The sequence below is a fragment of the Arthrobacter sp. KUASC02 genome (assembly GCF_059739395.1).
On the sequence record NZ_AP046053.1, the window covers coordinates 4,220,532 to 4,243,664 of the forward strand.

The window sequence follows — 23,133 nt, forward strand, 5'->3', positions numbered from 1 at the left end:
AGCGCCAGGTTCGAACCTGATGGGGGACAACTTCGAACCCGGCGCTTTCATAGTGGTAATCGTCACGGCACGGTCCAGGGTTACGCGGAATCCAAAAAACTTTCAAAAAAGTTTTCAGCCCCCGTCCGGGCCCCGTTCCGGCGCCGGATCAGGGGCGGAACAGCCTGCCTGCGACACGGCCGGAACCGCCTCATCGCATGCTGGCATTCAGGTATGCACTCAGTGTATAGATGGACGTGTGAACAACTCCCTCACGCTGCTGGGCCTCCTCAGCCGCCAGCCCAGCTACGGCTACGACCTCAAGCATTCCTACGACCGCTACTTCGGAACCGGGAAGGCCCTGGCCTTTGGGCAGGTGTATTCCACCCTCGCCCGCATGGTTCGCGACGAACTGATCAACGCCTTGGGCGGGGAGACTGGCGCCGGACCGGACCGGAAGAAGTACGAAATCACTGCCGCCGGCCAGGTCAAGGTGCACGAGTGGCTGTTCACGCCCGACGTTCCCTCGGAGTCCCTCCAAAGCAACCTGTTTGCCAAGACCGTGATCGCCTTACTGCTCGACGACGACGCCGACCGGCTGCTCGATGTGCAGCGCAGCGAACACATGGCCCGTATGCGTGAGCTGACCCGCCTGAAAAAGGACGCGGACCTGCTTCAGGTCCTGATGTGCGACCACGGCCTGTTCCACATCGAAGCCGATCTGCGCTGGATCGACCTTACGGGCGCCCGCCTGGCCCAACTCAAGAAGGAGCTCCAGAGCGCATGACTGGCACCCCGTCACCTATTCTCAGTGCCCGCGGCCTCCACCACTCCTTCGGGCAGACCAGGGCCCTGCGCGGAATCGACCTCGACGTCCAGCGCGGCGAAGTGCTCGCCGTCATGGGCCCCTCAGGGTCCGGCAAATCCACGCTGCTGCACTGCCTGGCCGGTGTCCTGGTCCCCGACGGCGGTTCGGTGACCTACCGCCCCGCCGGTCGGTCACCGATGGAGACCAGCGCCCTCGGGGAGCCGAAACGGACCCGGCTGCGGCTGACCGATTTCGGGTTCGTGTTTCAGTTCGGCCAGCTGCTGCCGGAGCTCACGGCGGCGGACAACGTCAGCCTCCCGCTCCTGCTGGCCGGGACCCGGCGGCCGGAGGCGCTGCGCCGGTCCACGGAACTGCTGGAGCGCCTCGGCCTGGACGGGATGGCCGCCAGGCTGCCCGGCGAACTGTCCGGAGGCCAGGCCCAGCGCGTCGCCGTTGCCCGCGCCCTGGTGACATCCCCTGCCGTGTTGTTCGCGGATGAGCCCACGGGTTCGCTGGATTCCCTCGCTTCCGAAAACGTGCTGACTCTTATGCTCGAGCTTGTCCGCGAAGCGGGCACCACCGTGGTGATGATCACCCACGATGCCCGTACCGCCGCCTACGCTGACCGGGAGGTCATCGTGCGGGACGGCGGTATCGGTGCGGGATACCGGGTGACGGCGTGAATCCCGGGTTGCTCAAACTGGCAGTCGTCGGCAGCCGGTCCGCCTACGGCAGGGTCGCCGGAATCGCCGGAGGGGTCGCCGTCGGAGTCTGCCTGCTGTTGTTGCTGTGGGGCGGCGCCAACGGGCTGAGCGCACGTGATGACCGCGGCGCCTGGCTGCGCGAAACCGGCCTGCCTTCCGTGGCCGCTCCCCTGACAGACGATCCGACCGCTTCGGCGCCCGCGACGCCGGTGCCGCTGACCGCGGACACGGTGCTCATGGAGGCGAACCCGGTGGAGGTCTTCCGCGACCGGCTAATCAACCGCCGCGACGTCGCGGGCCTCGAAGCGACCACCGTCAAGATCCCCGGCATCGGCAGCCCTCCGGAGCCGGGGAGCTATTTTGCATCCCCGGCGCTGCAGGGTCTGATCGAGTCAACTCCCCGGGACGAGCTTGGCGACCGTTTCGGGACGTTCGCCGGCACGATCGATGATGCTGCCTTGCCGGGACCTGATTCCCTGGTCATCGTCACGGGAACAGGGGAAGCCCACCTCCGCCAGAACGGCAGGGCCTTCCTGGTGTCAGACTTCACGACCAACCCCTACGGTGGCAGCGCCGCCGCTTACAACACCGTGCTATCCATCGGGGCCATCGCGGTGTTCTTCCCCGTTCTGCTCCTGATCAGCATTGTCACCGGCCTGGGTGCTGCCCAGCGCCGGGAACGCTTCGCGACCCTGCGACTCATTGGCGCTTCCCCGCAGGCAATCTCCGGGATCGCCGCCGTCGAAACCGCTGTCCCCAGCCTGATCGGGGCAGTCCTCGGCGTCGTGCTGGCCGCCGTCCTGCGGCCAGCTGCCGCACAGATACCGGTCAACGGCAGCAGGATGTTCGCCGCGGACCTGACCCCCGGCTGGGCGGTGACCGCAGCCGTCGTCGCCGTGGTGGTCACCGCCTCGGCGCTCGTCGCCGCGCACCGCACTGCCCATGCAGGCATCGGCCCCTTGGGCGTGACGAGGGCGGTGCACGAAAAGACCCCCACCAGGTGGCGGAGCGTTCCCCTGCTGGCCAGCCTGGCCGCCATGATCACGGCTGTACTGATGATCCGGGTCATGGCGGTGCGGCTGCCGTGGTTGGAGTCCCCGCTCCTTATCGGCGGCTTCGTGCTGGTCCTCGTCGGCATCGTGGTCATCGGCCCGTGGCTTACCCGGCTGGTGAGCCGGCTGGGGCTGCGCCGGGCACGGAGCGCGGCGGGAGTCATTGCCGCCAGCCGGATCCAAAAGACCCCGGTGGCGACTTTCCGTTCCGTATCCGGGCTAGTGATCGCCGTGTTCGTCGTGTCCGTGTTCGCCGGAGGATCCAGCATCGTCGAGTCAACGGAGGCGCCTCCTGCCCGGCCCGGCCTCCTCCAGCCCACCAGCCTCCACGCGACCGTGGCCGCCGGACACACTCCTGGCCAGGTCGCGGACGCCGTCCGCGCAGCCAGGGAACTGCCGGGAATCCGGAACGCCACCATCGGCTACGGCCCGGCAGCCCTCTCCGAACGGGATGCCGGCCCGGAAATCTACCTTCGCGCCGCGGACGCTCCCGGTCTCGGGTTCGAGGACATCCCGGCAACAGAAACCGTCGCAGTCGATTCCTCGTTCCTCCAGTACTGGACGACGCAGCCACTGGCGCTGACCCCGGCGCCGGCCGCCACCCTGGACGGAATGGTGCCGGTGGTGATTGTGCTCGGCACCGACGGGACCCCCGAAGCCATGGACCGCGGCCGCACGGCATTGAACGGGTCAGGCGTCACGGCCATCCCGGCCACTGCCCGGCTGGACCTCCAACTGCAGTCCTCCACGCGCCTGGTCCAGGGCCTGGCGGTGCTCGCCTACCTCGGCATGTTTGTCGCAATCGCCATAGCCGGACTGTCCCTGGCCGTCGCCACCGCCTCCGCCATCCTGGACCGGAAGAGAGTTCTCGGCCTGATGCGGCTGATGGGGATGCCCGTCTCGGTCCTGCGCCGGGTCATCACGCGTGAGGCGGCCGTCCCGCTCCTGACCGTGGTGCTTCTCTCGGTCGGCCTGGGGTTCCTCGTGGCCTGGCTCATGGTGGCCTTCATTGACGACACGTACCGGGTGACGTGGCCTGCGCCCGAGTATTTCCTGGCCTTGGGCCTCAGCCTGGTCCTGGCCCTCGGAGCGGTCATCGCGACATTCAGCCTCATCCGCGGCAACACAGCGGTGACGGCCACACGCTTTGAATAGGGTCCGCAGCGCGGGCAGCACCAGCATTCCGGGCAGCTCCGGATTGCTGCCTGAGGGCCTGTCAGCGGCCTGTCAGCAGCCGGGACAGGGCTGATGCCAGCTCGGCGGCGTCCGGTCCGAGGCGCCGGCCGGTCTCGCGGGCCCGGTCCATCCGGCCGATGCGGAGATCGCTGTCGACGAGCAGGGCAACGAGTTCCAGCCGGGCTGCTCCGGCCATCGCGGCGGACGATGCAAGGCTCTGGGCGGCCGCGCTCGCAGCCTGAGGGTCTCCGCTGGCCAAGGCACCTGCCACATTGTTCACCCTGGAGGGCAGCAGGACCAGGAAAAGGTTAAGGAATTCAAGGAGCCGGCTTTGGGAATGGATGTCCCCGGCAAGCTCCTGCACGCGCATGGGGTCCAGGACCGGGGCCCTGTTGATGCGGGCTCGGTACCGCCGCGGCCCCTGCTCCAGCGTTGCGGCCCGGTCAGATTGCCCTGGTTCCGGAGCGGTCTTGTTCTTTCCTGACTTCACGCTGAGACCCATAACGTCCATCCCCTCCCGTTAGCGGTCCGGCGACTTGCCTGTGGAAGTCCACTTCCAGCGCAGCGCCGGTGAGTCCAAGATAGGGAGGAAGGGCGGGGACGGTCACGAGTGGCCGCTACCCGAAACACACCCGCCACCACCTGCATCATGAGCACCACTACGCATCACCCCGCAGCAGGCGGCATGGGTAGCCGCGGCTCGTCCGGACCGGGGGCAGGTTCCGATCCTGTAACGCTCCCGTGCCGGGGGTTTCGTGGGGCGGGCGCGGGTGTCAGGATACCGGCATGAGCGAGGAAGTGATGGCCGTCCCTGCCGCCGGTCCGGCAGCGACCCCCAAACATGTGACCGGTTTGATAAATCCACTGGGTTCCGCCGCGACGCGGGCCATGCGCGAGCAGGCCAGCCGGCGGCGGGATGCCGAAGCAAAACTGCAGCAGCACCTGCTTCAGATCCGCAACAAGCAGTCGGACGCCTAGCCGGCACCCACGGTTGCCGGCAGACGGGTTAACGACGGCGGCGGGCCACCTTCAAGGTGACCCGCCGCCGTCGAACGTCATACGTGCCCGTCAGTTCAGAGCCGTTAGTCGTTGATCAAGTCGTTGACCACGATGGTCTGGTCGCGGTCCGGGCCGACGCCGATGGCCGAGAATCGCGTGCCGGACAGCTTCTCGAGTGCCAGCACGTAGTTCTTGGCGTTCTCCGGGAGGTCCTCCAGGGTGCGCGCACCGGTGATGTCCTCGGTCCAGCCCTCGAAGTACTCGAAGATGGGCTTGGCGTGGTGGAACTCGGTCTGGGTCATGGGCATTTCGTCGTGCCGCACGCCGTCCACGTCGTAGGCCACGCAGACCGGGATCTGTTCGATGCCGGTCAGCACATCCAGCTTGGTGACGAAGTAGTCGGTGAAGCCGTTCACGCGCGAGGCGTGGCGGGCCAGCACGGCGTCGTACCAGCCGCAGCGGCGGGGGCGGCCGGTGTTGACGCCGAACTCGCCGCCGGTCTTCTGCAGGTACATACCCATCTCGTCGAACAGTTCCGTGGGGAACGGCCCGGCGCCCACACGCGTGGTGTACGCCTTGATGATGCCGATGGAGCGCGAGATCCGGGTGGGGCCGATGCCCGAGCCCACCGACGCGCCGCCGGCGGTCGGGTTTGAGGACGTCACGAACGGGTAGGTGCCGTGGTCCACGTCCAGGAACGTGGCCTGGCCGCCCTCCATGAGCACAACCTTGCCCTCGTCCAGTGCCTTGTTCAGGACGAAGGTGCTGTCGATGACCAGCGGGCGCAGGCGTTCGGCGAAGGAGAGGAAGTAGCTGACGATCTCCTCGACCTCGATGTCGCGGCGGTTGTAGACCTTGACCAGGAGTTCGTTCTTCTGGCGGAGCGATCCTTCCACCTTCTGGCGCAGGATGGACTCGTCAAAAACGTCCTGGACGCGGATGCCCAGGCGGGCCACTTTGTCCATGTACGCCGGGCCGATGCCGCGGCCGGTGGTGCCGATGGCCCGGCTGCCCAGGAACCGCTCGGTGACCTTGTCCAGCACCTGGTGGTACGGGGCCACGAGGTGGGCGTTGGCGGAGACGCGGAGCTTGGAGGTGTCGGCGCCGCGGGCCTCCAGGCCGTCAATTTCCTGGAACAGGGCTTCGAGGTTCACCACGCAGCCGTTACCGATGATCGGAACCGCGTTCGGGCTCAGGATGCCGGCAGGAAGGAGCTTGAGCTCATACTTCTCACCGCCTACGACGACGGTGTGCCCGGCGTTGTTGCCGCCGTTCGGCTTGACCACGTAGTCGACGCGGCCGCCAAGCAGGTCAGTGGCTTTACCTTTGCCTTCGTCGCCCCACTGGGCTCCGACGATCACGATTGCTGGCATGGGATCCTCCCCCATTCGTTCGGGCCGCACCGCAGCCGGTTCACCGAGGTGACCGCCAGGGGACAGCGCCGTTCATGAGAATGCCCCGAATTCCACTGCCGCGCCTTTCCGGCCTGCTGACCGTCACGCGCAACGCAAGAGTTCCGGGGCTCTTACCACCCAAGTTTAGCCGATATGAGTGACAAGCACCGCTTTCGCCTGTTGGCGGAGCGGCTTCCCGCCGGGGCCGGGATTTGAGCCTGCATCGGGGGCGGCAAAGTGCCCAGGCGCTGCCGCCGCCCGGCATTTCGCTGGGCTTGATAGACTGGTAAGGATCGATCAGGAATCGGTCCACTCACCACATTTTCAAACCACACCGTATATGGCGTGCCCGGTACTTGGCATGCCTTAATCCGGTCTGGCAGCGTCACCGATCCCGCAGGAGACACAGCAATACATGACAGCCCTGGCTACTGAATCTTTCCGCGAGCAGCTTCTGAGCCGCCGTTACGAACCCAACGTCGCAGTTGTCAACGAGCTGTGCGACACCTTCCAGAGCCTCAAGCCGGACACCGTGGTCCCGTACGTGGACCCGATGCACGACGTCGACGAGTGCCGCATCATCAGCCTGTACTCCAACATCGGCACCGCCGATGAATCCGGTTTCATCACCGCCGGCGACAGCGAAGCCGCCACCCGCATGCTCGGCGTGCAGTGGAAGCTGGGCCTTCGCCCCGAATTCGTCATGCCCTGGAACGTACACCCGTGGCACATTCCCGGCGAGCCCAACGGCAAGTTCACGCCTGACCAGATTTCGGCCGGCCTCAAGCCGCTGCTGAAGTTCCTCGCACTGGTGCCCCGCGCCTCCGTCATCGTGGCGCACGGCACCGAGGCCAACCGCCTGGCCCAGCTGCTCCTAAAGACCGAAGTGCCGCTGCTCTGGCGCCGCGGCCTGAAGACCTACAAGGTCCGTTCACTCAGCGGCCGCGCCTTTGCCGGCACCGAGGCCCGCCAGCAGCAGTACCTCGACGAAATGCACGTTGCGTACGCTGACGCCATGGCCCGCACCGGCCTCACCAAGGCGAACTAGCACCCCCTGGACCAACAACGACGGCGGCTCCCCACCCGGAAAGGTGGGGAGCCGCCGTCGTCTGTTCAGTTGAGGTTTTCGCCGATGGCTGCCTTGGCAGTGGGATCGGAGTCATTGAGGAACTTCTCAATGCGCTCCGGTTCCTCCGCCTCGCCGATGGCGGACGCTGCACGGCCCAAGGAGTACAGGGCGCGCAGGAAGCCGCGGTTGGGCTCGTGCTCCCACGGGATGGGTCCCACTCCGCGCCAGCCGTTGCGCCGCAGCGAATCCAGGCCCCGGTGGTAGCCCACGCGGGCGTAGGCGTAGGAGTCGACAACCCGGCCCTCGTTCCAGGCTTCCTCGGCCAGGATGGCCCAGAGGAGCGAGGACGTGGGGTGCTTCGCCACAAGATCCAGTGCCTCCTGGCCGAGGGCCAGGTGCTGGTAGATCTCAGACTCCGCGGGCAGGAGCGTGGGCTCCGGGCCCATCAGGTTCCTGCGGAATTCGTCGGACATGATTAGAACGTCTTTCCGGCCGAGCCGAGCTGCTTGGTGGCTTCCACCACGCGGGCGGCGAGTCCGGCTTCAGCGGAGGCACCCCAGACGCGCGGGTCGTAGGTCTTCTTGTTGCCGACCTCGCCGTCAACCTTCAGCACGCCGTCGTAGTTCTTGAACATGTGGTCCGCCACGGGGCGCGTGTAGGCGTACTGGGTGTCGGTGTCGATGTTCATCTTGATGGTGCCGTAGGAAACGGCGTCCGCGATTTCCTGGTCCGAGGAACCGGAACCGCCGTGGAAGACCAGGTCGAACGGGCTGTCCTTGCCGATCTTCGCGCCGACCTGGGCCTGGATGTCCTTGAGGATTTCCGGACGCAGCTTCACGCCGCCCGGCTTGTACACGCCGTGTACGTTGCCGAAGGTCAGGGCCGTGATGTAGCGGCCGTTCTCGCCGGCACCGAGGGCTTCGATGGTGGCCAGGGCGTCTTCCACCGTGGTGTAGAGCTTTTCGTTGATCTCGTTCTCGACGCCGTCTTCCTCGCCGCCGACCGTGCCGATCTCGACCTCGAGGATCATCTTGGCAGCAGCGGTGCGCTCGAGCAGTTCACGGGCGATGCGGAGGTTTTCCTGCAGCGTCTCGGCGGAGCCGTCCCACATGTGCGAGTTGAAGATCGGGTTGCGTCCGGCCTTGACCTCGGCCTCGGAGGCTGCCAGCAGCGGCAGGACAAAGCCGTCCAGCTTGTCCTTGGGGCAGTGGTCGGTGTGCAGCGCGATGTTCACGCCGTAGTTCTTGGCGACTTCGCGGGCGAACGCGGCGAAGCCCAGGGAGCCGGCAACCATGTCCTTGGTGGAGGCGCCGGACCAGTAGGCTGCACCGCCGGTGGAAACCTGGACGATGCCGTCGGACTCAGCCTCGGCGAAGCCGCGCAGGGCCGCGTTCAGCGTCTGCGAGGACGTGACGTTCACGGCCGGAAATGCGAAGCCGCCCGCCTTGGCGCGGTCGATCATCTCGGAGTAGATCTCTGGGGTTGCAATGGGCATGCTGACTCCTAAAGTGAATTTCGTCTACGGGTTGTGTTGACCCTGGAGTGAACCTCGTCGGCTAGCACCCATCCTAGCCATTTCTGCGAAGCGGCAGTGTTTCGGGTCACTGGCCGGGTAACACTTTGCACTGGCCCGCTTCCGCGAGGTGGCACTTCGAAGGGACTAGACGGACTGACTGAAGACGTGCCGTCGGATCCAGGCGTGCATTGCGATGGCGGCCGCGGACGCCGCGTTGATGGACCGGGTGGAGCCGAACTGCTCGATCGACAGGGTGTCCAGGGCCGCCTCGTGGACCTCCGGTGTCAGGCCCGGACCTTCCTGGCCGAACACCAGGACGCAGTTCTTCGGGAGGTCGTAGGTTTCCAGCGGCACGGAATCGGGGAAGATGTCGATCCCGATAATCGCCAGCCCCTCCCCTTGCGCCCACGCCACGAAGTCCTCCACGGTGGGGTGGTGGCGGACGTGCTGGTAGCGGTCGGTGACCATGGCCCCGCGACGGTTCCACCGGCGTCGTCCGATGATGTGCACTTCCTTGGCGAGGAACGCGTTGGCGGTGCGCACCACGGTGCCGATGTTGAGGTCGTGCTGCCAGTTTTCGATCGCGATGTGGAAGTCGTGGCGCTTCGAATCCAGGTCCGCCACGATCGCCTCGTGCTTCCAGTAGCGGTACTTGTCCACCACGTTGCGGCGGTCGCCGTCGGCCAGGAGGTCCGGGTCCCAGTGTTCCCCTTCGGGAAGCTCGCCTTCCCAGGGCCCGACGCCGACCTCCGCCTTGGGCTCCGGTTCCTCGCCGGAGGGGGAACCAGGCGGGGAGGCGGGCGCTGCTGGGGTCTGGGGGTCAGTCACGGTTCAACTTTAGCCGCGGCGTAGCCGTCCAGTTTCCAGCGGCCGGCCCGGTCCGTCATTCTTCGGTTCCGGATGTTCCGGCGCGCCAAAAATGACAGACTGGGAGCCGGAACCGGCCCATCACCGTTGGAGGATCAGCATGGCAAAGTCAGACGAAGTACGTTCATCGGCAGCGCTCTACCGGAGCGGCCAGGAGATCGAATGCTGGCTGACGGACATGGACGGCGTGCTGGTCCACGAAAACCAGCCCATCCCCGGCGCCGCGGAACTGATCCAGCGCTGGGTGGACACGTCCAAGCGCTTCCTGGTGCTCACCAACAACTCCATCTTCACGCCCCGCGACCTGGCCGCACGGCTGAAGTCTTCCGGCCTGGAGATCCCGGAGGAGAACATCTGGACTTCGGCACTGGCCACCGCCCAGTTCCTGAAGGACCAGGTGCGCGGCTCGGATTCCGGGAACCGCGCTTACACCATCGGCGAAGCAGGACTCACGACGGCGCTGCACGAGGCCGGCTTCATCCTCACCGACCAGAACCCCGACTTCGTGGTGCTCGGCGAAACCCGCACCTACTCCTTCGAGGCCATCACCATGGCGATCCGGCTGATCCTTGCCGGCGCCCGCTTCATCGCTACCAACCCGGACGCCACCGGCCCGTCCAAGGACGGCCCCATGCCCGCCACCGGCGCCATCGCAGCACTGATCACCAAGGCCACCGGCCGCGAACCCTACATTGTGGGCAAGCCGAACCCCATGATGTTCCGCTCGGCCATGAACCAGATCGACGCCCACTCCGAGACCACCGCCATGATCGGCGACCGGATGGACACGGACATCATCGCCGGGATGGAGGCAGGGCTGCACACCGTGCTGGTCCTCAGCGGAATCACGCACAAGGACGACATTGCCGCCTACCCGTTCCGGCCCAACCAGATCCTGAACTCGGTGGCTGACCTCAAGAGCCAGATCTAGCCAGGCTCCGGGGGCAGGATCCGGGCAGCAGGTCAGAATGCGGTCATCTTGGGGCCGCCGGTAGGCAGCGGGAAGATCTCATCCTGCAACTCCTCCAGGATGGGCCGGTAGACAAACGGGTTCCACTGGGGGCTGGCATGCGCCGGAAGGGCGTCGTCGGTTCGGCGGTCATTGGACACCATGTTGGCCGCAAACGTCCGCGACCACGATTCGCGGGCTGTCTGGTAATTCACGGTGCCGTCCCGGGGATTGCCGATGAAGGCCATCCGCGTCCCGCCCAGCTTGTCCGCGAACCGGGTGGCGTCGAAGTGGTAGATGTAGGCGGATTCGGACTGGATCAGCACACTGGACGGCGCGATCGGTGAAAGCTGCTCCAGGCTCTGGTCCACCACCTGGCGCCAGGACCGTTCATCTTTGTGCACGATGCGTTCGCCCAGCTCGTACCCGCCGCGCAGCACCGTGGGAACCCGGAATCCGCCCTCGTAGAGCACCACCACGCCTTCGAACCAGCTCTGGTCCAGGACGTCGTACTTGCTGTACGGGCTGGAGTCCAGCAGGATGAATTCCACCTCCACGCCGTGCAGTTCGCGAAGCCGGGCAGCAACCTGGGTTGCCACCATGCCGCCGAAACTGTGGCCATAGAAATACAGGCTGGTCAGCTGCTTCGCCCGGACATGCTCAATCACCGCAATCACGATCTGGTCAATGTCCAGCCCCTGGTTGGAATAGCCGACGGCGGCCAGCTGGCCGCGCTGGCGCAGTGCACCGCGCAGGGAATTGAGGATCCACTGCGCTTCCTCCCAGCTGGTCTTGTAGCCGGGAAACAGGATCCAGCTGGCGTTCGGGTAGTAGCTCTCCGCGAAATCATCGCCCACCGTCAGGATCCTGTTGGTGCGGCGCTCGGCCTGGACGTACCGGGTGAAAAACATGTCGGTGGCCAGCAGCGCTGCCGCACCCGCCCCCGCCAGGAAGTTGCGCCGGGAAAACCGCCTGAGTTCTGCTGCATGCTTGAGGAGGCGGCCCTCGGCTGATCCGGGGCCGCCCTCAGGCTGTGGTGGCTCCTGGACTTGCGGCACACCTCTACCGTAGCCACAGCGGAAGCCGGATATGAAACGAGCGAAACCGGCTAGTTCGCGGGCTCGGCCGGAAGGGCCCGCAGGGCCTCCGATGCGGCGTTCCGGCCGGCTTCTGCATTCTCCCGCCGCGAAATTTCCACCCCGATCGCGTCATACTGTGCCAGCAACTCTGTTCCGGCAATGGCAGCGGGATCGTCCAGCAACCCGAAGACCGAGTCGCTGGCAGCCAGGAGTTCGTCGTCGGAGTACTGGGCCAGCGGTCCGCAACCGGAGGGGTCGATGGAGGCGGCGAATTCACCGGTGATTTCAACAGTCTTCACACCGGGTCCGGCATCAGGGCCCATGCTGTCCAGCCTGGGCATGAATTCGAGTGAAACGCCGGAACCCGCTGCTGAACCGCCGTCGGAGGTGCCGCCGTCGACCGCGTTGAGGTCGTTGCGGAGCCCCACCAAAGCGGGCGATTCCACGAACGCGGCCTGGGAGAGATCCACCCGGATGTGGGCAGTGACACCCATCCGGCGGATACGGCGGATGACGTGCACTAAGGCGGGTCGGGATTCCTGGTTGAGGCTGCCCCGGACATCGATCCGAACAACGTCGGCGGCGACGTCCAGCTTAACGAGGGCGTGAAGTTTGCGGTCCATAGGTACTCCAAAAAAGGGTGTCTATGGCCGACGGCTCAACCTCGGACAGCGTAGCTTCCGCGCGCCGGCAACACAAGCCCCGCAGTGCGGCCCGGGTCAGCCTGTCCCGGGCCTGCCTGCGGTCAGCCCACCCGGGACTTGCCCTGCCTGGGCTCCTCGAAGTGGGTCCGGGTGCCCGCCCCGCCGACGGAATCCACCAGGGACTTGGCGATGTCCCGCAGCTTGACGTTGCTGTTGCTGGACGCGTCCGTCAGGATCTGCACTGCCGCTTCCTGGCTGCAGCGGTTCTGCGCCATCACGATGCCCACGGCGATGTCGATGGTGGTCCGGGACTCCAGCGTTGCCCGGAGGTTGGTGGCGCTGTCCGTGTGCAGCGAAAACCTGACGGCCAGGCGCAGCGCCTGCGACACTTCGCGTGTGTACCCCCGGGCGCGCGCCGCCGCCTTCTCATCGAACTTGTGCGGGACATCCGAGTAGAGGTTCAGGGCGGCCTTCGCATCGCCCTGGAGGTGGAACGGGAGGGACAACACCGAACGCAGTCCGTGCGAGGCAACGGCGTCGGCGTAGTCCGGGCCCCAGCGGTCCTCTTCGAAAAGGTCCGGGACGTGGACCTCCCGCTCCTCCTCGGCAGCCGTCAGGCAGGGCCCCTGCGAGAGCGAATACTGGATCTCGTCCACCTCACGCGCCGAATCGCTGCTCCAGCCGATGGTGGCCGCCTTGCGATCCCGGAGCAGCGTGATGCCGCAGAGGGCGTCGTCACCGTCGCCCGCCATCTGGTGCGCGGAAAACCGCGCCAGTTCGTTGAGGAATTCCTCGAAGTCGGCACTCTCCAGGATGAGGTTCTGGATCTGTTCGACGGTGTTGGGAACTGGGTTCGGTGCTGGGTTGGACGGGAGCATGGCGCGGTCTCTCCAGGTGCGTGACTTGAATTTGAGCTACGCAAATTGTAGGGTCCCGCCTCTAGGCCATTCAAGCGGGGTTAGCTCCCGGCTGAATCATGCAGCTGAATCGCGCTGCTGCAGAGCGCGCTGCCGCCGGCCCGCACGCTAGCTCAGGCCGAGCTCATCCTTGCCGAACGCGAACAGGTAGGGAACGCCGGTCTCCGCTTCAATTTTTTCCTTGGCGCCGGTGTCGCGGTCCACAATCACGGCGACAGCCACAACGTTGCCGCCGGCCTTGCGGACACCCTCGACGGCGGTCAGTGCGGATCCGCCGGTGGTGGACGTGTCCTCGAGCACCAGGACCTTGCGGCCCTCGACGGAGGGTCCTTCCACCTGGCGGCCCATGCCGTAGGACTTCTGGGCCTTGCGCACAACAAACGCGTCCACGGTGCGGCCGGCATCCACGGCGGCATGCATCACAGCGGTGCCCACCGGATCGGCGCCCATGGTGAGGCCGCCCGCGCACTCAAAGTCGATGCCGGCGTCGTCGATCAGCGAGAGCATGACCTGGCCCACCAGCTTGGACGCCTCGTGGTGCAAAGTGATACGTCGGAGGTCGATGTAGTAGTCAGCCTCGGCCCCGCTGGACAGGATCACCTTGCCGCGGACAACGGCGAGTTCCTTGATGAGTTCAAGCAGGCGGGCACGGGCGGCAGCAGCGTCAGCTGCACGGGGGCTGGTGGCAGTCATGGGGTCCAGTTTAGTGGCTCCGCGGTTTGTGACGGCGCGTCCTGCCCCGGCAGAGAACAGGCAGGAGAACAGGCAGGAGAACAGGGAGGAGAGCGGGCAGGGGGCGTCCCACGGGACTTTCTACTCTATCCAGTTCTCCCGGCGAGGAGTCCGATTGAACCATGACGGCCGGAACCGCTCCATCGACCCGCTGGCCCGCAATCCCGAAGGACGTCCTTGGCCTGGCCGTCCGCCCCAACATGGTGGATTACGACGCCAGCCGCGCCGCTTTCTCCTGGGATGAGGCGCGCCATGAGCTGGCAGGGCTGCCGGACGGCGGCGTCAACATAGCTTTCGAGGCCGTGGACCGCCATGCCGCAGGCGAACGGGCCGGCCACGAAGCCCTGCGGTTCATCCGCGCCGACGGCACCGCACGCTCCCTCAGTTACGCGGAACTTGCCGAACAGACCGCACGGTTTGCCGGCGTCCTGCACGGGCTGGGAATCGGCCGCGGGGAACGGGTCTTTTCGCTCATGGGCCGCAGCCCGGAGTTGTACGTCGCGGTACTGGGGACGCTCAAGAACGCCAGCGTTTTCTGCCCCCTGTTCTCCGCCTTCGGCCCGGAACCCGTCCGCCAGCGCCTTCAGCTGGGGGCCGGCCGCGCCCTGGTCACCACCCGGGCGCTGTACCGGCGGAAGGTTCTGCAGATCCGGGACCTGCTGCCGGAATTGGAGCACGTCCTCCTGATCGATGCCGAGGGCCAGCCGGACCCCGGCACCCTGGACCTGGCCGAACTCATGCGGGACGCGCAGCCGCTGGAGACGGCGTCCACCCGCGCCGAAGAAATGGCCCTGCTGCACTTCACCAGCGGCACCACCGGCACCCCCAAAGGGGCGATCCACGTGCACGACGCCGTCACCGCCCACCGCGCCACCGGCTTCTTTGCACTGGACCTGCACCCGGACGACATCTACTGGTGCACGGCGGACCCCGGATGGGTCACCGGCACCTCCTACGGTGTGATCGCTCCCCTCACCCACGGCGTGACCACGATCGTGGACGAAGAGGAGATGGACGCGGACCGGTGGTACCGGATCCTCGCCGAGCAGCACGTCACGGTCTGGTACACCGCCCCCACCGCCCTGCGCATGCTGATGAAGGCCGGTGCCGGCCACGCCGCCGGGCATGATCTGTCCGCCCTGCGGTTTGTGGCGAGCGTGGGCGAACCGCTCAATCCCGAAGTGGTGGTGTGGGGACAGGAAGCCTTCGGCCAGCCCGTCCACGACAACTGGTGGCAGACCGAAACCGGCGGGATCATGATTTCGAACTACCCCGCCATGGAGATCCGGCCCGGTTCGATGGGCCGGCCCCTGCCCGGCGTTGAGGCCGCGATTGTGGCCCGGGACCCGGACGGCAAACCGGTGCTCCGGGACGGCGAGGCCGTGTTGCTCACCGAACCGGATGCGGTGGGCGAACTGGCGCTCCGGCCGGGCTGGCCGTCCATGTTCCGCGGCTACCTCCATGAAGACGAACGGTACCGGCGCTGCTTCGCCGGGGGCTGGTACCTCACCGGAGACCTGGCCAGGCAGGACGCCGACGGGTACTTCTGGTTTGTCGGCAGGGGCGACGACGTCATCAAGTCCTCCGGGCACCTGATCGGACCGTTCGAGGTGGAGAGTTCGCTGATGGAGCACGAAGCGGTGGCCGAGGCCGGGGTGATCGGCGTGCCCGATGCCGTTGCCGGAGAAGTGGTCAAGGCCTTCGTGGAACTCCGCACCGGGTGGCAGCCCTCGGAGGCTCTGAAGCTGGACATCATCGGCTTTGCCCGCAAACGGCTCGGCCCGGCGGTGGCCCCCCGGCTGCTGGACTTCACCGACGCGCTGCCCAAGACCCGGAGCGGCAAGATCCTCCGGCGGCTCCTGAAAGCCCGCGAACTCGGCCTCCCCGAGGGTGACACGTCAACCATCGAGACGCCGGCCGGCACCTACCCCGGAGCGCCGGCGTGAGCGGCACAGCAGCGCGGGGATCCGGAAGCGCGGACTCCGACCATACACGCCACCTGCTCCATCAGATGCTGCGGGTGCGGCGGCTCGAAGAGCAGTGTGTGGAGCTCTACAGTGCCGCGAAAATCCGCGGGTTCCTGCACGTCTACATCGGCGAGGAAGCGGTAGCCGCGGGGGTGATGAGCACCCTGGCTCCGGACGACGCCGTGGTGGCAACGTACCGGGAACACGGCCATGCGCTGCTGCGCGGCGTGTCCGCGGGCGCCATCCTGGCCGAAATGTACGGCTATGTTGAAGGCTGCTGCCGCGGCCGCGGCGGCTCCATGCACCTGTTCGACGCCGCCACCCGCTTCTACGGAGGCAACGCGATCGTGGCGGGCGGACTGCCGCTGGCCGTTGGCCTGGCGCTCGCGGACAAGATGTCCGGCCGTTCCCGGGTGACCGCCTGTTTCTTCGGCGAAGGCGCCGTTGCCGAAGGGGAATTCCACGAGAGCCTGAACCTCGCCGCGCTCTGGCAGCTGCCGGTCCTGTTCTGCTGCGAGAACAACCTGTATGCCATGGGCACGGCCCTGGCCCGCTCCGAATCGCAGACCGATATTGCCCTCAAGGCGGCCAGCTACGAAATCGCCTCGTGGTCCGCGGACGGGATGGATGTGCTCGCCGTCGAAGAGGCTGCTCGCCGCGCCGTGGACGCCGTCCGGTCCGGCGGCGGACCGCACTTCCTCGAGCTCAGGACCTATCGGTTCAGGGCCCACTCCATGTTCGATCCCGAACGGTACCGGGAAAAAACGGAGGTCTCCCGCTGGATGGAACGCGATCCGATCAACACGCTGCGGAAAGCGCTGGAAGACGCCGGCCAGCTGACGGAGAAGGACTGGAAGAAAATCCAGCAGGACGTGGACGCGGAGGTGAAGGCCGCCGTCGAGTTTGCCGAAGCCGGCACGCTGGAGCCGGTGGAGGAACTGACCCGGTTCGTGTACAGCGAACGGCGCCCGCAATGAAGACCACCTACCGCGAAGCCATGCGGGCAGCCATCCGGGACGCCCTCCAGCGCGACGAGCGGGTGTTCCTCATGGGCGAGGATGTTGGCGCGTACGGCGGATGCTTCGCCGTAAGCCTTGGCCTGTTCGAGGAGTTCGGTCCGGAGCGGATCCGGGACACTCCGTTGTCCGAATCCGGCTTTGTGGGCGCCGGCATCGGGGCTGCCCTGGGCGGGATGCGGCCCATTGTGGAGATCATGACCGTCAATTTCAGCCTGCTGGCGCTGGACCAGCTGGTCAACAACGCCGCTACTCTGCTGCACATGTCCGGCGGGCAGTTCAACGTGCCGCTGGTCATCCGGATGACCACGGGCGCCGGGCGCCAGCTGGGAGCCCAGCATTCGCACAGCCTGGAGGGGTGGTACGCCCACATCCCGGGGCTGCGGATCCTCACCCCCGCAACCTTCGAGGACGCCCGCGGGATGCTGTGGACGGCGCTGGAAGACCCGGATCCGGTGCTGATCTTCGAGCACGGAACCCTGTATAACGTGGCCGGAGACCTCGCTGACGACGCCGGCCCGGTGGATATCAGCACGGCCGCCGTCCGCCGCCCCGGCAAGGACATTTCGCTCATCACCTACGGCGGAACGCTGCCGGCAGTGCTCGACGCCGCCACGCAGTTGGCAGCCGAGGGAATCGACGCTGAGGTGCTGGATTTGCGCGTGCTGCGCCCGCTCGACGACGCCGCCGTCCTGGGGAGTGTGGCCCGGACCCACCGCGCCGTCGTGGTGGACGAAGGCTGGCGGAGCGGCAGCATCTCCGCAGAGCTGTCCGCCCGGATCACCGAGAACGCCTTCTTCGACCTGGACGCACCGGTGGGCCGCGTCTGCAGCGCCGAAGTGCCGTTGCCCTACGCCAAACACCTGGAGCTGGCTGCACTGCCCACGGCGGAACGCATCGCCGCCGCGGCCCGCGAGGCGGTCGGCGCGCGTGGGTGATTTCAGGATGCCGTCCCTGGGCGCGGACATGGAGCACGGCAAGATGGTGGAGTGGCTGATCAAGCCCGGCGACTACGTGCACCGCGGAGATGTGGTGGCCGTGGTGGACACGGACAAGACCGTCATGGACGTGGAGACCTTCGAAGAGGGCGTGGTGGCCGAGCTCCTGGTGGATGTTGGCACCACTGTTCCCATCGGCACCCCCTTGGCCCGGATCACCCAGACCCCGGACGACGGCGCCGGCCAGGCAGGGGGGCAGCCGGCGGCACAGGCTGGTCCGGAAGCAGCCGCGGCACAGGTTCCTCCCCCGGTCCGGCACCTGGCCCACCAGCTTGGTGTGGACCCGTCCGGAATCCGCGGCACAGGCAAGCACGGCGCGGTCACCCGCGCCGACGTGGAACGCGCGGCGGCCGTGCAGCCGGATCGGCCGGTTCCTGAAGCCGGGCCGGTGCCAAAAGCCGCGCCGGTTCCTGAAGCCGCGCCGGTTCCTGAAGCTGCCCCGGCTCCGGCTGCTGGCCCGGCACCCCGCGGGACCCGGGTGCGGTCCTCGCCCCGGGCACGGCGGCTGGCGGACCAGCTCGGCGTCGACATCGGCACAGTGCCGGGGACGGGCCCGGACGGCGCCGTCACCGAAGCTGACATCCAGCGCGCCGTGCAGGGAGCCGGGGCACCCGCCTCCGTGGCAGGTGCCGCCTCGGCGGAAGCGACGGCAGCGGAGGCGCCGGCAGCAGAGGCGCAGCCCGCGGAGGAGGCGCCGCCGTCGGACGCGCAGGACCGCTTGTCCAGCCTCCGCAGGTCCATCGGCTCGCTTATGACCCGTTCCAAGCAGTCCATCCCGCACTACTACGTCAGCACCACGCTGGACCTCCGCGCCGCCATCGGGTGGATGCAACAGGTCAACGAACAGCGTCCGGTGGCCTCGCGGCTGGTTCCGTCCGCCCTGCTGTTGAAGGCGACAGCCGTGGCCGCGCGCGAGATCCCGGAAGTCAACGGCTTTTTCACGGACGGGGTGTTCCGGCCGAGCAGCACCGTGCACCTCGGGGTGGCCGTGGCCCTGCGGCACGGAGGCCTGGTGGCACCTGCCATCCACGATGCCGACACCCTGGCCGTGGACGTGCTCATGCAGAAGCTCCGGGACCTGGTGGGCAGGGCCCGGGCGGGGCGCCTGCAGCGCGCGGAAATGGCCGATCCCACTATCACGGTCACGAATCTGGGCGATCTTGGAGTGGAGTCTGTGTACGGCGTCATCTACGCGCCGCAGGTGGCCATGGTGGGCCTGGGCAAGGTGGTGGAGCAGCCCTGGGCGCAGGACGGCATGCTGGGCGTGCGGCCCGCCGTCACCGCCACACTGTCCGCCGACCACCGGGTGAGCGACGGACTCCGGGGTGCCCGCTTCCTGGCCCAGATCGACGAACTGCTGCAAAAACCGGAGGAGCTATGAATGAGCAGGAGGCGCGGCAGGCCGTGCGCGCGGCCATCAACCAGGTGGCCCCGGACGTGGAGCTGGACGGCCTCGACGAAGGGTCCAGGCTGCGGCAGGACCTTGAGCTGGATTCGCTGGATTTCCTGAGGCTGGTGGAAACCATCGATGAGGCCACAGGCGTGGACATCCCTGAACGCGACTACGCCTCCGTGGCCACGGTGAAGGGCCTGATCGACTACGTCGCCTTACGCGGCTGAGCGCTGGGCCCGGCGGGCAAAGCCGGGCGCGTGCTCCGGCCTTGGCCCGAAGGCGATGAGCCGCGGCATGAGCCTTGTCAGCGCCGGAACGCGCCTGGCAAGGAACAACACCACTGACGGAACCCCGGCCCTCCTCCCGGCGAACAGGGGGACGAAAACCGCCCGGTGCATGACGCGCTGGACGGTCTGGAGCAGAACGGTGGGCATCCGGCGCCGCCGTTCCACCGCGGCGAGATCATGCACTGTCACCCGCCCCTGCAGCAGGCCCGGGGCCAGCCGCGCGGCCGCGGCCACCGCGTCCTGGATGGCCAGGTTGATGCCCACCCCGCCTGCCGGGGACATGGCATGGGCGGCGTCGCCAATGCACAACAGCCCGTCCACGTACCAGCGCCGCAGCCGGTCCAGCCGCACATCCAGGAAGTGAAGGTCATCCAATGAACGGATGGCATCCACACGGTCTGCCAGGTCCGGCCGCAGCGCGGCGACGCGTTCCCTGAACCGTTCCACTCCCTCGGCACGGATCCGGGCATCCGTTCCCTTGGGGCCGAGGTACCCCATCTGGTAGTAGTCGTCGCGGAAGAGCGCAATCATGGCTTCGCGGCCCCGGAAGGCCGGGACGATGCCCGCCACGGCGCCTTTTTCCGACGCGTGGCGCGGGAGCTTGAACCACCAGGTGTCGAAGGGAACGGGGTATTCCTTCGACTGCAGGCCGGCGGAGCGGCGCAGCACCGAATGCCGCCCGTCCGTGGCCACCACGAGGTCCGCGTGGATCGCTCCCTCGGTACTTGCCTCTTCGCTGCCCCCACGGGTCCGGTAGCGGACGCCGGTGACGCGGCCGTCGTCGAACATCAACGATGTGGCTTCATGCCTCATCAGCAGCCGGAACGTGGGTTCGCGCGCGGCCTCGGTGGCCAGGAAGTTCAGGAAGTCCCACTGCGGCATCATGGCGATGTAGTTGTACGGCGGCTTCAAGGAGGCGAAATCGCCGAGCGTCAGCATCCCGCCGTTGGGGAGGGGGAAGGCGGCGGCGTTCAACCTGCTCTGCGGGAGCTTCCGGAATTCGTCGCCGAGTCCCAGTTCGTCGATCAGCCTGATGGTGGAGGCGTGCACGGTGTCGCCGCGGAAATCCCGCAGGAAGTCGCCGTGTTTTTCGAGCACCGTGACTTCCACACCGGCCCGGGCCAGCAATAGGCCCAGCATCATCCCCGCCGGCCCTCCGCCGGCAACAACGCACCCCGTTTGCTCCATGCACCCACGCTACGCCGGACACACAAAGGCCGCACGCGCAATTGCTGCGCGTGCGGCCTTGGTGTCCTGCCTGGACCGGATCAGAGCCGGGTGTCGAAGGAATCGCAGAACACGTTCTCGTTGAACGTTCCCTGGAACTCCGAGCTGCCCATGATCTTTTGGATGGTCGCCCGAATGGCCTCGGGCGACCCTGCGTGGGCGTGGATGGCGGTCTTCACCATCGGCACGTCAATCAGGTGGTTGGGCTGGTTGAGCGAGACGAACACGGTGGGGACCTCGGTGACGTACCACGGGATCTCCGCGGCCATCGGGGTGGACCACTTGATCCGGATGGCTGCCTCCTGGGCGAAGCCCTTCACATTGGCGAACACGAACGCGGCGTCGTACTTGTCCGCGTAGTCGCCGGTGGCTTCCTCGGAGATGACCGACATGAAGTTCACGCCGGTCTCCCCTGCCGCCTCGCGCTGGTCCGCCGTCTTGAACAGGTGCACCTCGAAGCCGGCGTTTTCCAGCTCCGCCTTGACGGTGTCCAGGTAGGCCAGCGGGTCGGCGCGGGTGAAGTCCGAACCTCCGGAGATGCCGTACAGGCGGATCCGTTTGTGCGTCGCCGGCGTGATGGGCAGGTTGTTGGCGGTGTCCTTGACCAGGGTGACGGTCTTGTCCGCGATGTCGGCTGCGACAGCGCGGTGGGCGTCACTGCCGATCACGGCGAGTGCTTCCACCGGCGGCACTAGCTCGTTGCGTGCCTTCCGGTGCAAACCGAGCGATGCCTTGAGGGCAAGGATCCGGCGCAGCGCGTCATGCAGGCGCTGCTCGGTGATGACGCCGGACTTGTAGCCGTCCAGCATGTACTGGAAATCTTCCGCGGGGTTGCGGAAGAACAGGAACATGTCGCAGCCGGCCGCAATGGTGGCCGGCACCAGGTCACGGCGCTTCATGGCCTGGGTCAGGCCGATCATCTGTGAGGCGTCGGTGAGGATCAGTCCGTTGAAGCCGAGTTCGCCGCGGAGCAGGTCCTGGAGCAGTTCCGGCGCCAGCGTGGCCGGGCGGATGTCCTTGTCCGCCAGGCCGGGACGGAAGTGCCGGGACAGTTCCGGCGCCCCGATGTGGCCGATCATGATGGACTGCACGCCGTGCCCGATCATTTCCCGGTAGACGTGCCCGTAGCTCCGGTTCCACTCCTCATAGCCGAGGGTGTTGTACGAGGTGACCACGTGCTGGTCGCGCTCGTCCATGCCGTCGCCCGGGAAGTGCTTCATGGCGCAGGCGGTGGGTGACTCGCTGATGCCGTCGAAGTACTCCTTGGCCCGCTCCACCACGATCTCCGGCGTGTTGCCGAAGGCTCGGGTGGAGATGACCGTGTTCCGCCAGTTGTAGTGGATGTCCACGATCGGCGCGAACGCCCAGTTGCAGCCCAGTGCGGCGGTTTCGACGCCGGCCACCTGGCCCATCTGCCGGGCGATGGCCTTGTCCGGGTGCGAGCCGGCCTGCAGGTGCGTCGACACGAACGTCCCGTCGTCGCAGCTTCCGGCTCCCCCCATTTCCGGGTTGGAAGCCACCAGCAGCGGGATCCGGGTCTTGGACTGCGCGTAGCGGATGTGCTCCTGCACGGCGGCGGAGGGGCCCGGCCGGTAGCGCATGCCGCCCACGTGGTAGTTCTCCAGCACACCGTCGAGGTACTCCGGGGAGTAGTCGTTGTTGTGGTTGATGAACAGCTGGCCGATCTTTTCCTCGAGGCTCATCGACTCCAGGGTGCTGTTCACCCACTGGACCGCTGCGTCGTCGAGGTTGAACGGCGCGGCCTGGAGGTCGACGTCGAACTGGCGCGGCTGGGTGCCCGCGGCACCGTCGGCGGTACCCGCCGGAGCGGTGGAACGCACGACGGCGGCGATCCCGGCCAGCGCTTCGGCCACCACGTGGTCCACGGGCGCGGCGATGTCCACCACGATGCCGGCTTCGTCGGCGTCGAGCGGTTCCAGCGTTGCGAGTTGGGAATCCAGCAGGGCAGGCGGCATGAAGTGCCCGGAGCGGCCTTCAGTCCGTGACCTCAGCACCTCTTTGCTGCCGTGCAGGTGCAGGAACACGGTGTCCGGCGCCTGTTCCCTGATGGCGTCACGGTAGCTGCGCTTGAGCGCCGAGCACGCCAGCACCAGCCCGCCGTTGCCGGCGGCTGCGAGTTCGGAACCCACGGTGGCCAGCCAGGGCCAGCGGTCCTCGTCCGTCAGGGGCGTGCCGGCGGCCATCTTGGCGACGTTCGCCACGGGGTGGAGCGAATCGCCGTCGAGGAACGGCACGCCCAGCTCGCGGGCCACCAGGTCGCCGATGGTGGTCTTGCCGCAGCCGGAGACGCCCATAACAATGATGCGGTGCTTGGTGCTGCCGTGTTGTGTCACGGGGTG

22 protein-coding genes are annotated in these 23,133 nt (G+C 67.1%); 11 read left to right on the forward strand and 11 right to left on the reverse strand.

Annotation, left to right across the window (positions count from 1 at the left end; all coding sequences use genetic code 11):
* Positions 1–238 precede the first annotated feature (238 nt).
* From AC6JAC_RS19380 to AC6JAC_RS19390, 3 genes are read left to right on the forward strand one after another with little or no spacing between them, the layout of a single operon-like run.
* Positions 239–766, forward strand: a complete 528-nt coding sequence (locus AC6JAC_RS19380) for a PadR family transcriptional regulator (RefSeq protein ID WP_497966165.1) — start codon at positions 239–241, stop codon at positions 764–766.
* The gene (locus AC6JAC_RS19385) at positions 763–1,470 is read left to right on the forward strand and encodes an ABC transporter ATP-binding protein (protein WP_497966167.1); all 708 of its coding nucleotides are present in this window, start codon (positions 763–765) and stop codon (positions 1,468–1,470) included. Before AC6JAC_RS19380 ends, AC6JAC_RS19385 begins: the two co-directional genes overlap by 4 nt.
* Positions 1,467–3,698, forward strand: coding sequence for an ABC transporter permease (locus AC6JAC_RS19390; protein WP_497966169.1), 2,232 nt, complete (start codon positions 1,467–1,469; stop codon positions 3,696–3,698). Before AC6JAC_RS19385 ends, AC6JAC_RS19390 begins: the two co-directional genes overlap by 4 nt.
* 61 nt (positions 3,699–3,759) lie before the next feature.
* Here the strand turns inward: AC6JAC_RS19390 and AC6JAC_RS19395 are convergent, their stop codons facing one another.
* A complete protein-coding gene (locus AC6JAC_RS19395; RefSeq protein WP_497966171.1) occupies positions 3,760–4,209 on the reverse strand; it encodes an Hpt domain-containing protein in 450 nt (149 codons plus the stop codon).
* 296 nt (positions 4,210–4,505) lie between these two features.
* On the opposite strand from AC6JAC_RS19395, the gene AC6JAC_RS19400 reads away from it, so the two are divergent.
* Positions 4,506–4,697, forward strand: a complete 192-nt coding sequence (locus AC6JAC_RS19400; RefSeq protein ID WP_028272253.1) for a hypothetical protein — start codon at positions 4,506–4,508, stop codon at positions 4,695–4,697.
* Between the two features lie 104 nt (positions 4,698–4,801).
* On the opposite strand, the gene AC6JAC_RS19405 is transcribed toward AC6JAC_RS19400, so the two are convergent.
* Positions 4,802–6,091, reverse strand: a complete 1,290-nt coding sequence (locus AC6JAC_RS19405) for an adenylosuccinate synthase (protein WP_028272254.1) — start codon at positions 6,089–6,091, stop codon at positions 4,802–4,804.
* Between the two features lie 436 nt (positions 6,092–6,527).
* Here AC6JAC_RS19405 and AC6JAC_RS19410 point away from each other — a divergent pair, with 436 nt between their 5' ends.
* A complete protein-coding gene (locus AC6JAC_RS19410; protein WP_028272255.1) occupies positions 6,528–7,160 on the forward strand; it encodes a uracil-DNA glycosylase family protein in 633 nt (210 codons plus the stop codon).
* 65 nt (positions 7,161–7,225) lie between these two features.
* Here the strand turns inward: AC6JAC_RS19410 and AC6JAC_RS19415 are convergent, their stop codons facing one another.
* The 3 genes from AC6JAC_RS19415 to AC6JAC_RS19425 form a co-directional block, all read right to left on the reverse strand.
* Positions 7,226–7,654 carry a DUF3151 domain-containing protein gene (locus tag AC6JAC_RS19415; protein WP_028272256.1) on the reverse strand — a complete coding sequence of 143 codons (429 nt, stop codon included), beginning with the start codon at positions 7,652–7,654 and terminating at the stop codon, positions 7,226–7,228.
* Between the two features lie 2 nt (positions 7,655–7,656).
* On the reverse strand, positions 7,657–8,676 hold the full coding sequence (gene fbaA / locus AC6JAC_RS19420; protein WP_028272257.1) for a class II fructose-bisphosphate aldolase: 1,020 nt from the start codon (positions 8,674–8,676) through the stop codon (positions 7,657–7,659).
* Between the two features lie 165 nt (positions 8,677–8,841).
* Positions 8,842–9,525, reverse strand: coding sequence for a TrmH family RNA methyltransferase (locus AC6JAC_RS19425; protein ID WP_028272258.1), 684 nt, complete (start codon positions 9,523–9,525; stop codon positions 8,842–8,844).
* A 139-nt stretch (positions 9,526–9,664) separates the two neighbouring features.
* Here AC6JAC_RS19425 and AC6JAC_RS19430 point away from each other — a divergent pair, with 139 nt between their 5' ends.
* Complete coding sequence (locus AC6JAC_RS19430) at positions 9,665–10,495, forward strand: HAD-IIA family hydrolase (protein ID WP_028272259.1); 831 nt, start codon at positions 9,665–9,667, stop codon at positions 10,493–10,495.
* A 32-nt stretch (positions 10,496–10,527) separates the two neighbouring features.
* Here AC6JAC_RS19430 and AC6JAC_RS19435 read toward each other — a convergent pair whose 3' ends face one another.
* The 4 genes from AC6JAC_RS19435 to pyrE form a co-directional block, all read right to left on the reverse strand.
* A complete protein-coding gene (locus tag AC6JAC_RS19435) occupies positions 10,528–11,571 on the reverse strand; it encodes a thioesterase domain-containing protein (RefSeq protein ID WP_347895709.1) in 1,044 nt (347 codons plus the stop codon).
* Positions 11,572–11,621: 50 nt separating this feature from the next.
* Entirely contained in the window at positions 11,622–12,215 is a 594-nt protein-coding gene (locus AC6JAC_RS19440) for a hypothetical protein (protein ID WP_497966175.1), read from the reverse strand.
* Positions 12,216–12,337: 122 nt separating this feature from the next.
* Entirely contained in the window at positions 12,338–13,114 is a 777-nt protein-coding gene (locus AC6JAC_RS19445) for a GAF and ANTAR domain-containing protein (RefSeq protein ID WP_028272261.1), read from the reverse strand.
* Positions 13,115–13,261: 147 nt separating this feature from the next.
* Complete coding sequence (gene pyrE / locus AC6JAC_RS19450) at positions 13,262–13,846, reverse strand: orotate phosphoribosyltransferase (protein WP_028272262.1); 585 nt, start codon at positions 13,844–13,846, stop codon at positions 13,262–13,264.
* Positions 13,847–14,007: 161 nt separating this feature from the next.
* On the opposite strand from pyrE, the gene acsA reads away from it, so the two are divergent.
* The 5 genes from acsA to AC6JAC_RS19475 are packed head-to-tail and all read left to right on the forward strand — an operon-like array spanning position 14,008 to position 19,486.
* The gene (acsA, locus tag AC6JAC_RS19455; RefSeq protein ID WP_497966178.1) at positions 14,008–15,831 is read left to right on the forward strand and encodes an acetate--CoA ligase; all 1,824 of its coding nucleotides are present in this window, start codon (positions 14,008–14,010) and stop codon (positions 15,829–15,831) included.
* Positions 15,828–16,829, forward strand: coding sequence for a pyruvate dehydrogenase (acetyl-transferring) E1 component subunit alpha (pdhA, locus tag AC6JAC_RS19460; protein WP_347895718.1), 1,002 nt, complete (start codon positions 15,828–15,830; stop codon positions 16,827–16,829). Before acsA ends, pdhA begins: the two co-directional genes overlap by 4 nt.
* Positions 16,826–17,806, forward strand: a complete 981-nt coding sequence (locus AC6JAC_RS19465) for an alpha-ketoacid dehydrogenase subunit beta (protein ID WP_497966180.1) — start codon at positions 16,826–16,828, stop codon at positions 17,804–17,806. The genes pdhA and AC6JAC_RS19465 overlap by 4 nt, the downstream gene beginning before the upstream one ends.
* Positions 17,799–19,247 carry a dihydrolipoamide acetyltransferase family protein gene (locus AC6JAC_RS19470; RefSeq protein ID WP_497966182.1) on the forward strand — a complete coding sequence of 483 codons (1,449 nt, stop codon included), beginning with the start codon at positions 17,799–17,801 and terminating at the stop codon, positions 19,245–19,247. The genes AC6JAC_RS19465 and AC6JAC_RS19470 overlap by 8 nt, the downstream gene beginning before the upstream one ends.
* Positions 19,244–19,486, forward strand: coding sequence for an acyl carrier protein (locus AC6JAC_RS19475; RefSeq protein ID WP_028272267.1), 243 nt, complete (start codon positions 19,244–19,246; stop codon positions 19,484–19,486). Before AC6JAC_RS19470 ends, AC6JAC_RS19475 begins: the two co-directional genes overlap by 4 nt.
* On the opposite strand, the gene AC6JAC_RS19480 is transcribed toward AC6JAC_RS19475, so the two are convergent.
* Entirely contained in the window at positions 19,475–20,734 is a 1,260-nt protein-coding gene (locus AC6JAC_RS19480) for an FAD-dependent oxidoreductase (RefSeq protein WP_497966184.1), read from the reverse strand. The two genes, AC6JAC_RS19475 and AC6JAC_RS19480, sit on opposite strands and share 12 nt — an antisense overlap.
* Before the next feature lie 80 nt (positions 20,735–20,814).
* A complete protein-coding gene (locus AC6JAC_RS19485; RefSeq protein ID WP_497966877.1) occupies positions 20,815–23,088 on the reverse strand; it encodes a gluconokinase, GntK/IdnK-type in 2,274 nt (757 codons plus the stop codon).
* Between the last annotated feature and the right edge of the window lie 45 nt (positions 23,089–23,133).

Bases quoted from the DNA above. Each gene is read 5' to 3' on its own strand.
- pyrE (WP_028272262.1), bottom strand. From the start codon at position 13,846: ATGACTGCCACCAGCCCCCGTGCAGCTGACGCTGCTGCCGCCCGTGCC.
- AC6JAC_RS19385 (WP_497966167.1), top strand. From the start codon at position 763: ATGACTGGCACCCCGTCACCTATTCTCAGTGCCCGCGGCCTCCACCAC.
- AC6JAC_RS19400 (WP_028272253.1), top strand. From the start codon at position 4,506: ATGAGCGAGGAAGTGATGGCCGTCCCTGCCGCCGGTCCGGCAGCGACC.
- acsA (WP_497966178.1), top strand. From the start codon at position 14,008: ATGACGGCCGGAACCGCTCCATCGACCCGCTGGCCCGCAATCCCGAAG.
- AC6JAC_RS19405 (WP_028272254.1), bottom strand. From the start codon at position 6,091: ATGCCAGCAATCGTGATCGTCGGAGCCCAGTGGGGCGACGAAGGCAAA.
- AC6JAC_RS19475 (WP_028272267.1), top strand. From the start codon at position 19,244: ATGAATGAGCAGGAGGCGCGGCAGGCCGTGCGCGCGGCCATCAACCAG.
- AC6JAC_RS19445 (WP_028272261.1), bottom strand. From the start codon at position 13,114: ATGCTCCCGTCCAACCCAGCACCGAACCCAGTTCCCAACACCGTCGAA.
- AC6JAC_RS19430 (WP_028272259.1), top strand. From the start codon at position 9,665: ATGGCAAAGTCAGACGAAGTACGTTCATCGGCAGCGCTCTACCGGAGC.
- AC6JAC_RS19465 (WP_497966180.1), top strand. From the start codon at position 16,826: ATGAAGACCACCTACCGCGAAGCCATGCGGGCAGCCATCCGGGACGCC.
- AC6JAC_RS19410 (WP_028272255.1), top strand. From the start codon at position 6,528: ATGACAGCCCTGGCTACTGAATCTTTCCGCGAGCAGCTTCTGAGCCGC.
- AC6JAC_RS19415 (WP_028272256.1), bottom strand. From the start codon at position 7,654: ATGTCCGACGAATTCCGCAGGAACCTGATGGGCCCGGAGCCCACGCTC.
- AC6JAC_RS19440 (WP_497966175.1), bottom strand. From the start codon at position 12,215: ATGGACCGCAAACTTCACGCCCTCGTTAAGCTGGACGTCGCCGCCGAC.
- AC6JAC_RS19480 (WP_497966184.1), bottom strand. From the start codon at position 20,734: ATGGAGCAAACGGGGTGCGTTGTTGCCGGCGGAGGGCCGGCGGGGATG.
- AC6JAC_RS19485 (WP_497966877.1), bottom strand. From the start codon at position 23,088: ATGGGCGTCTCCGGCTGCGGCAAGACCACCATCGGCGACCTGGTGGCC.
- fbaA (WP_028272257.1), bottom strand. From the start codon at position 8,676: ATGCCCATTGCAACCCCAGAGATCTACTCCGAGATGATCGACCGCGCC.